8 protein-coding genes, 1 rRNA gene and 1 pseudogene are annotated in these 8,151 nt (G+C 40.0%); 4 read left to right on the top strand and 6 right to left on the bottom strand.

Annotation, left to right across the window (positions count from 1 at the left end; translation table 11 throughout):
• Together EP1X_RS08055 and EP1X_RS08050 are read right to left on the bottom strand one after the other, a co-directional pair.
• A pseudogene (locus EP1X_RS08055) lies at positions 1–761 on the bottom strand (AAA family ATPase); the annotation flags it as partial.
• Entirely contained in the window at positions 758–1,531 is a 774-nt protein-coding gene (locus tag EP1X_RS08050) for a hypothetical protein (protein ID WP_055283438.1), read from the bottom strand. The gene EP1X_RS08050 and the pseudogene EP1X_RS08055, both read right to left, overlap by 4 nt.
• 156 nt (positions 1,532–1,687) lie before the next feature.
• Here EP1X_RS08050 and EP1X_RS08045 point away from each other — a divergent pair, with 156 nt between their 5' ends.
• The 3 genes from EP1X_RS08045 to serS all read left to right on the top strand — a co-directional run bounded on the left by EP1X_RS08045 (position 1,688) and on the right by serS (position 4,635).
• Positions 1,688–1,897, top strand: coding sequence for a hypothetical protein (locus EP1X_RS08045; protein ID WP_216597220.1), 210 nt, complete (start codon positions 1,688–1,690; stop codon positions 1,895–1,897).
• Between the two features lie 84 nt (positions 1,898–1,981).
• Entirely contained in the window at positions 1,982–3,184 is a 1,203-nt protein-coding gene (gene glp, locus EP1X_RS08040; protein ID WP_055283435.1) for a gephyrin-like molybdotransferase Glp, read from the top strand.
• A gap of 83 nt (positions 3,185–3,267) precedes the next feature.
• Positions 3,268–4,635, top strand: a complete 1,368-nt coding sequence (gene serS, locus EP1X_RS08035) for a serine--tRNA ligase (protein ID WP_055283433.1) — start codon at positions 3,268–3,270, stop codon at positions 4,633–4,635.
• Here the strand turns inward: serS and EP1X_RS08030 are convergent.
• A complete protein-coding gene (locus tag EP1X_RS08030; RefSeq protein WP_055283432.1) occupies positions 4,632–5,000 on the bottom strand; it encodes a ribonuclease P protein component 4 in 369 nt (122 codons plus the stop codon). The two genes, serS and EP1X_RS08030, sit on opposite strands and share 4 nt — an antisense overlap.
• 4 nt (positions 5,001–5,004) lie before the next feature.
• The gene (locus tag EP1X_RS08025; protein ID WP_253276559.1) at positions 5,005–6,543 is read right to left on the bottom strand and encodes a hypothetical protein; all 1,539 of its coding nucleotides are present in this window, start codon (positions 6,541–6,543) and stop codon (positions 5,005–5,007) included.
• 43 nt (positions 6,544–6,586) lie between these two features.
• Here EP1X_RS08025 and rrf point away from each other — a divergent pair.
• A 5S ribosomal RNA gene (gene rrf / locus EP1X_RS08020) occupies positions 6,587–6,708 on the top strand.
• 67 nt (positions 6,709–6,775) lie between these two features.
• On the opposite strand, the gene mce is transcribed toward rrf, so the two are convergent.
• Together mce and meaB are read right to left on the bottom strand one after the other, a co-directional pair.
• Positions 6,776–7,177 (bottom strand): methylmalonyl-CoA epimerase, encoded by a 402-nt coding sequence (mce, locus tag EP1X_RS08015; protein ID WP_055283428.1) that lies wholly within the window; start codon positions 7,175–7,177, stop codon positions 6,776–6,778.
• Positions 7,174–8,133, bottom strand: a complete 960-nt coding sequence (meaB, locus tag EP1X_RS08010; protein WP_055283426.1) for a methylmalonyl Co-A mutase-associated GTPase MeaB — start codon at positions 8,131–8,133, stop codon at positions 7,174–7,176. The genes mce and meaB overlap by 4 nt, the downstream gene beginning before the upstream one ends.
• Positions 8,134–8,151: the final 18 nt, after the last annotated feature.

The raw sequence follows: 8,151 nt of genomic DNA, 5'->3' as shown, positions 1-8,151 counted from the left end.
CCAGGAGGACCATAAAGTAGAACACCCTTCGGCGGTTCAATTCCAAGTCTCTCGAAGAGCTCTGGGTGCTTTAAGGGAAGCTCTACCATTTCTCTAATTTTTTGAACAGCGTCTTTAAGACCACCAATGTCCTCATAAGTAACTTCAGGAACTTTTTCTTCTTTAACCTCTACCGCCTGTGGAAGCACCTCTATCTCGGTATTGTACGTTATCTGAACTATGCCCTTTGGAGCTGTGTTCACTACAATGAACTTTAACTCACCAAATCCTAATGGCAAACTCTCAAAGAATCCTCTGAAAAGTTCATCAAATGGAGAACCCGTGTAAATCTCCGTTTCCCTTCCACTAGCTACTATCAAGTCCCCTTTAACAACGGGTCTCCCCAAGAGGTTCCTTTTAACAAGTTCCCCTGGAATTTGAAGGTAGACCCCTCTCTGAGCTGGGGCCAACACAACTTTTCTAGCCTCTTGAACCTCAGCTTTTCTCAGAGTAATGTAGTCCCCTATACTAACCCCAGCATTTCTTCTGATGTAACCATCCATTCGTATTATGTCAAGACCCCTATCATCTGGATGAGCATTCTCCACTATGGCAGCTGTTTTCCTTTCTCCTTCTAATTCTACTATATCACCGGGCCCTACTCCCAATTGCCTTTGATATCTCCTATCAAACCTAACCACACCTCTCCCAACATCTCGCTTAAGGGCCTCAGCAACTCGTAACTTTATTTCCTCTTTAACCTCTTCCTTACCAAATATCATTTTTTATCACCTTTTTTCTTTTTGTGGATTTCAATAGCTTCTTCTAAAGTCAAATTACCCTTTGCAACTTCTCTCGCAAGCTTTGATGATATAGTAATCATGCCATTACTTAATTCTCTACTCCTTGTTTTTATATATTCGATCTCCCCCCTACTAGGTTCACCCACATGCATTAATTCTCCAAGAGTAGCCTCTCTCCCATCCCTTAAAGCTATATTGATTGAAGCTACAATATCCTGAACTTGTGATGCCTCAATCCCACCAACTTTTGGAGTGGTACCCCTCTCATTTACTAAAATAATTGGAAAATCGTCTCCTAGAATATTTGCCAAGCTTTTAAGCATTAAAATCCTGTACCTTTTTGCCCCATGACCTATTTTAATTTTGGCCTTTGGATATTTCTCTAATAAACTCAAGATAACATCAACATCCTTCGGAGTTTTTAAGTGATGAACTTCAATAACCCGGTTATCTGCGACAACAGCTATTCCAGGTCTTTCCCCAGGATCTATAGCAATGTATATAGTTTTAAATTTCTCTCTTCCTTCAAGTTTTGCCAAGAGGTCATCTATAAAATTCTCATTCACAATCGTTATTTTAGCTGGAAAATTAATTTTAGCGTATTCTTCTTTACTTGTTAAAACTACTTCCACATCAAAAGGGATCTTATCGCCAGGTCTAAGGCTATAAAAAGGTATCCTATACTCTTGCAAAACTTTTGCGGCCATGTAATAAATTCTTGCATTTTCTGTGATGATCGCCACTCTCATGTGTGATGATTCGAAGGAACTATTAAAAAGATTAAGGAAAAAAGAGAAGATTTCAAAAACTCAAAGTGGATTAAAAAGACTCCAATCCTCATATAAAGCAAGGACAATTGAAAAATTTTTTAATAAACTTTATAAACCCTTGCCACAGAGATAAAAATGCCCCAGAAGTGGGCCGAGGTGAGAAATATGCAACCTCCAAAGAAAAAGAAAGTTGAAGAGTTCGAAGAAGAACTCTTTGAGGAAGAATGGGAAGAAGAATGGGAAGAGGAAGAATTTGATGAGGATTGGGAGGAAGAAGAGTGGGAGGAAGACTGGGAAGAAGATGAATGGGAAGAAGAGGATTGGGAAGACGAAGATGAATGGTGAATCCTCCCTATTCTCCCAGTCATAAGCCCACGCGTTTCCAACAGATTTATTAACTTTTTCTCATTTTTTCAAATGGGTGATAAAATGGCATTTTTAAAAGTGGTATCCCTCGAAAAAGCTCTAGAGATCATAAACTCATTCCCATTAAAACCAACAATCGAAGAGATAGAAATTGAAGAAGCTCATGGAAGGATTCTAGCGGAGGACATTATTTCCCCAATAGACGTCCCACCCTTTGACAGAGCAAGCGTTGATGGCTATGCTTTAAAAAGTCAAGATACCTGGAATGCAAGCGAAAGCAACCCAGTAGTATTAAAGGTTATTGGAGAGGTTCATGCAGGAGAGGAGCCTAAAGTTGAGGTAGGCGATGGGGAAACAGTTTACATTTCCACAGGAGCGGTACTCCCCAAGGGGGCAGACGCAGTTATTGAATTTGAAGTAGTCGAAAGAGAAGAGGATAAAGTTATTATCTACAAGCCCGTTTATCCCCAAGCAGGCGTCATGAAAGCAGGAACTGATATCTCAAAAGGCAAGCCTCTTCTAAAAAAAGGTACAAAACTTGGATTTAAAGAAACGGCCTTGTTTTCCGCAATTGGTTTTGAAAGAGTAAAAGTATTCTCAAAACCAAAAGTCGCAATAATAAGTACTGGGAACGAGATTATTTTACCTGGAGACGAACTAAGACCAGGAAAGATATATGATATAAATGGACGAGCAGTTAGTGATGCAGTTAAAGAACTTGGAGGAGAACCTCACTTTATAGGAATAGCAGAAGATAATCGGGAGAGTCTAAAAGAGAAAATAATAGAAGCTCTCAAATATGACATCATAATTCTTAGCGGCGGTGCTAGTGGCGGTATAAGAGACCTTACAGCTTCAATAATTGAAGAACTGGGAGAGGTAAAAATCCACGGAATAGCAATCCAACCAGGGAAACCAACGATAATAGGCCTTATAGATGGAAAGCCTATTTTTGGTCTACCAGGTTATCCCACCAGCTGTCTGACAAACTTCACCCTTCTAGTTGCTCCACTAATTAGAAAACTCCTTGGAATGGACTTCAAAATAGAGTACGCCAAGAAAAAGCTTGCTCATAAGGTATTCTCTGTTAAAGGGAGGAGACAGTTCTTACCAGTAAGAATCAATGACGACGTAGCACACCCAATTCTAAAAGGAAGTGGAGCAGTGACGAGTTTTATAGAAGCCGATGGGTTTGTAGAAGTTCCAGAGAATGTTGAAATACTGGAAGAGGGGGAAGAAGTTAGAGTAGTTTTATTCAAATTTTAAGCATTATTTCATTCTTGTTGTCTTCTCACATCATCTGGATAAACTTTTAAATAAACTCTTCGTTATTACGGTAGGTGAAAGATATGCTTGATATAAAGCTCATCAGAGAAAATCCTGACATTGTAAAAGGCGATCTTATAAAGCGTGGGGAGCTTGAGAAACTCCAATGGATTGACGAGATCCTTGAGCTCGATAAGAAATGGAGAGAAAACCTAAAAGAGATCAATGCACTTAGAAGAGAACGAAATAGGCTTGCTATTGAGATAGGTAAGAGAAAAAAAGCTGGTGAAGGAATTGAAGATCTGTTAACAAGAAGCAACGAAATAGCAAAGCGGATAGAGGAAATTGAAAAGGAAAATAATAAGATTAAAGAAAAGATCGATTACTATCTCTGGCGTCTCCCAAATATAACCCATGAGAGCGTTCCTATTGGAAAAGATGACACTGAAAACGTCCCAATCAGATTTTGGGGAAAGGCCAAAGTCTGGGAAGGGCATTTAGAGACCTTTCTAGAACAAAGCCAAAGAAAAATGGAGTACGAGGTTATCAAATGGAAACCCCAGCTTCATGCTGATTTACTCCCAAAACTTGGTGGGGCCGATCTTGAGAGAGCTGCAAAGGTTAGTGGTTCAAGATTCTTCTATCTTCTCAATGAGTTAGTAATCTTGGATCTAGCACTAATAAGATTTGCATTAGATAAGCTCATAGAAAAAGGCTTTATTCCAGTAATACCTCCATATATGGTAAGAAGATATGTCGAAGAAGGCGTCACCAGTTTTGGAGACTTTGAAGATGTTATATACAAGGTTGAAGGTGAAGACCTCTACCTAATTCCTACATCAGAGCATGCTCTAGCAGGAATGCACGCAAATGAAATCCTCGACGGAAATGATTTACCCATCCTTTATGCAGGAGTAAGCCCATGCTTCAGAAAAGAGGCTGGAACTGCCGGAAAAGACACAAAGGGCATCTTCAGAGTTCATCAGTTCCATAAGGTAGAACAATTTGTTTATGTGAGGCCAGAAGAAAGCTGGGAATGGCATGAGAAACTCATACAAAATGCTGAAGAAATATTCCAGGCCTTAGAAATTCCATACAGAATCGTGAACATCTGTACCGGCGATTTGGGGTATGTAGCAGCGAAGAAATACGATATTGAAGCGTGGATGAGTGCCCAAGGCAAATTCAGAGAAGTAGTAAGTTGCTCAAATTGTACTGATTGGCAAGCAAGAAGACTAAACATCAGATTCAGAGATAAACCAAACGAAAAGCCCCGCTTTGTTCATACACTAAATTCAACCGCAATAGCAACTTCAAGAGCAATAGTGGCAATAATAGAGAACTTCCAGGAAGAAGATGGAACTGTAAAAATCCCCAAGGCATTATGGCCCTATACAGGATTCAAAGAAATTTTGCCCCTTGATAAAAAAGATAAATGCTGTCAGGGTTAAATTTGGCCTTTATGGGCCCGTCTCCTTTCTTTCTTCTCCCTTAAATAAGGATAACGCATGATGTGGCCACATTCAAGACATTTTATAACAACATGAGGCATTCTTTTCTCTCTGAGTCTAACTCGCGCATTAGCTCCTGGAACAAGAAATGAGTGGCACTTTTTACAATACCTTCTCTTCCACTTTCTTGGGATTCTGACTTTTGCTTTTCGCTGTACTGCTAAAGCTATTTCAACATACCTATTTGCGAGTTCTTTGTCGTAAGGGAATACTCTCTCAGCTAAAGTAAAAAGTATGTCTATCCTCTCAAGCGCTATCTTTTTCTTCTCCCTTTTTTCTCTTTGACGAATATACTTCTTGGACATGGTATCACCTTATTAACCGGAGCTTTCCTGGAAATGGTTCGTACACATACCCAGAGGATATAAACCTTTCAATGAGCTCTAAGGCATCTTTCTGATTGAAGCCCTGCTGCAACAGTTCATTTAAGAACTCTTCCTTATCCACGTCTCCCGTAATACTGGTGGATGACAAGTCGTAGAATACTTGAAGAGCCTTTTGTGCTCTGACGTCTCTTGGAACATAGCGTTCATAGTCTTTCCTAAGTTCCATAAGAATTTCAGGATGATCTTTGACAACAACTGCCCAATCATTAAGGATAGCTTCTTTAATTTGTCTTATGTCCCCTATTGTTTTCTTTGTAACTTTTCCAGAGAACCTAGTTGCTGCTCCAAAGACCCTAACATCCAAGAGATATCTAAGATTTATGTGAAAAAGGCCTTTTGGACTACTGCTAAGAGGATTGAACATATCGGGATACTCTTGTCTACCATATTCTATCCACTTTAGGAATTCCTTTCTGAATAGTTCTAAGTCCTTGGTGTTCATCGCCATGTGTTGTTCGCGTTGGAGGAAGACCGTAACGAGCAAATTAGGCATAAGTTGTTGGAATTCCCTGTTCTTCTCAAAGTATGGCTTCTCTTCCCAAGGAGTTAAAACAAAAGGAGTTTCTGAAATTCTTGCTAGTAGATCTGTTGGGTTAGGCTCTTTGTTTTCTGGAAGTAATCCTATCGCCTTCTTATTTGTTATCTGATCTTTTACCCATTTTGGAAGCTTATTCATGCTTATCTTCTTCAGAGGGGTGTAATATTTCATATCTGTCCCATTGGGGTTTCTAACTCGAAAATCTATTCCCAAAAAAGGATCTTCTATCTCAAGCATGGTTTTTTTGCTAACACGAACTTCCCAAGGGAGACTATCATAGAGATATTTCAGTGCTTTCCACAGAGCTAGAAGTCCTAAATTTTCCTTGTATTTGTAAACTGTGAAGTCAAAGCCTTCACCCCAATTTCGAGATTGCTCCATTCCAAGCACATAAGGAACACCATAAAGTGAATAAATGAGTGCCATCCTCATCTCATCAGGCATATAAACCGTTCTCTCGAATAGATTAATTACCTCTCTTCTGCTAAGCGCAAACTCTTGATAGTCTTTCCAGTACTCCGGATATTCCCTACCTTCTATTAATAACGTGTGAACAGTCCGAAGGTTGCCCCAAGGGTAAGCATCAATGATTCCTTTTACACGAACATGACTTCCTGGTCTCACATTACCCTGTACTTTTGTCATTTCTGTTATTCTAATTACTAAATAACTCCTGAAATCATCCTTACTAAGTGATGCCAGCTCTGATGGGGTTAATGGCGATAACAAGTAATAAGCAGCATCGTTAGGGGCGTATGGAGGCTTTCTTGCCAGTAGAAAACCAGTCAACTCGATCTCTTCTCCATTTTTGGTTCGTTGAATTGTAACTTGAAAGTCCTTAACTCTCCTACTTGGACTAAGTGGCTCTCTTATTCGCTCTAGTCTTAGCAGTTCCATTATCTCCTTTTCCATCATTCCCTTCATCTACCGTAAACTTTATAAAGCCTGTGCTGAGAGTTAGTATCGGTACGGCGGTCATAGCGGCGGGGTCACACCCGGACTCGTTTCGACCCCGGAAGTTAAGCCCGCCAGCGATCCCGGCGGTACTGCCCTCCGAGAGGGGGCGGGAAACCGGGGACGCCGCCGGCCACTTAAAGATTCTTCTAAAATTCTTTAACAAGAAAAACTTTCTATTACAAATTTAAAAAAGAAGAGATCATTCTTCTCTTTCACATAGTTCTAAGAGAACTCCACCAACGCTTTTTGGATGTACAAAAGCTATTTTTGCCCCACCAACACCTATCCTAGGTGTTTCATCAATTAACCTAAAGCCTTCCTCTTTTAGCTTTTTGAGGTGCTCCTCAATGTTATCAACGCCCAACGCAATGTGATGAATTCCCTCTCCCCTCTTCTCAATGAACTTTGCTATCGGCGAATCCTCAGAAGTGGCCTCTAAAAGTTCAATCCTCGTTTCGCCAGCATGGAATATTGCTGTCCTAACTTTTTGCTCTGCGACCTCTTCAATTTCTTCAACCTTCAATCCAAGGCCTTCCCAAATCTTAATAGCCTCTTCAAGATTTTTAACAGCAATTCCAATATGGTCAACCTTTTTTATCATGCTTTCACCCCCAAAGCCTTTTCCAGCACAAGATCAGCAGCAGAATATGGGTCGATTTCTCTTTTAGCTATCTTTTCTATAAGTGTAGCTATATCATCTTCTCCCATCTTTTCACCAATCTTCCTTGCAATTGTGCTTGAGACAATAGCCTTAATCTCCTCCTCTACCCTAAACTTTCTTTTCTTTTCGATCTCCCCACTACTTAGGAGGAACTCTCTGTGCTTATTAATAGCCTCCCACAGTTGTTCAATCCCTTTATTGGTAAACGCAATAGTCGAAACTATTGATGGCCTCCATCCTTTCTTATTCCATTTTTCTTTTTCTAGATCAAGCATAAGTTCGAGTTCAAACATTGTGGCCTCTGCACCCTCTTTATCTGCTTTATTGACCACAAATATATCTGCTATCTCCATTAAACCAGCCTTTATTGCTTGAATATCATCCCCCAATCCAGGGACTGTAACTAAAACCACTGTATCAGCCGTCTTTACTATATCCACTTCTATTTGCCCGACACCTACAGTTTCTACAAAAATAACGTCACATCCATACGCATCAAGTATTTTTATAGCGTCATTTGTTGCCTTAGCTAAACCTCCAAGAGACCCTCTTGTGGCCATGCTTCTTATAAAAACTCCCGGATCTGTTGAATGTCGTTGCATCCTTATTCTATCCCCAAGAAGAGCTCCTCCCGTAAAGGGAGAAGTCGGATCTATTGCAATAACTCCTACTACTTTCCCTTCCTCTCTAGCCTTTTTAATGAGCTTATCAACCAAGGTTGATTTTCCAGAACCAGGAGGGCCAGTTATTCCAATTATATAGGCCCTTCCAGTATAAGGGTAAATTTTTTTAACGATTTCCCTTGCTTTTTCCTCATTATTCTCTACAAACGTAATCAACCTAGCCGTTGCTCTTTTGTCACCTTTAAGCATTCTTTCAATTAATTCATCTATCATGTTTATCACTTGGATTAA

The sequence above is a fragment of the Thermococcus sp. EP1 genome, assembly GCF_001317345.1.
Lineage (GTDB): Archaea > Methanobacteriota_B > Thermococci > Thermococcales > Thermococcaceae > Thermococcus_A.
Note: the sequence above shows the minus strand (reverse complement) of the source record. Positions and strands in the feature narration are given on the sequence as shown.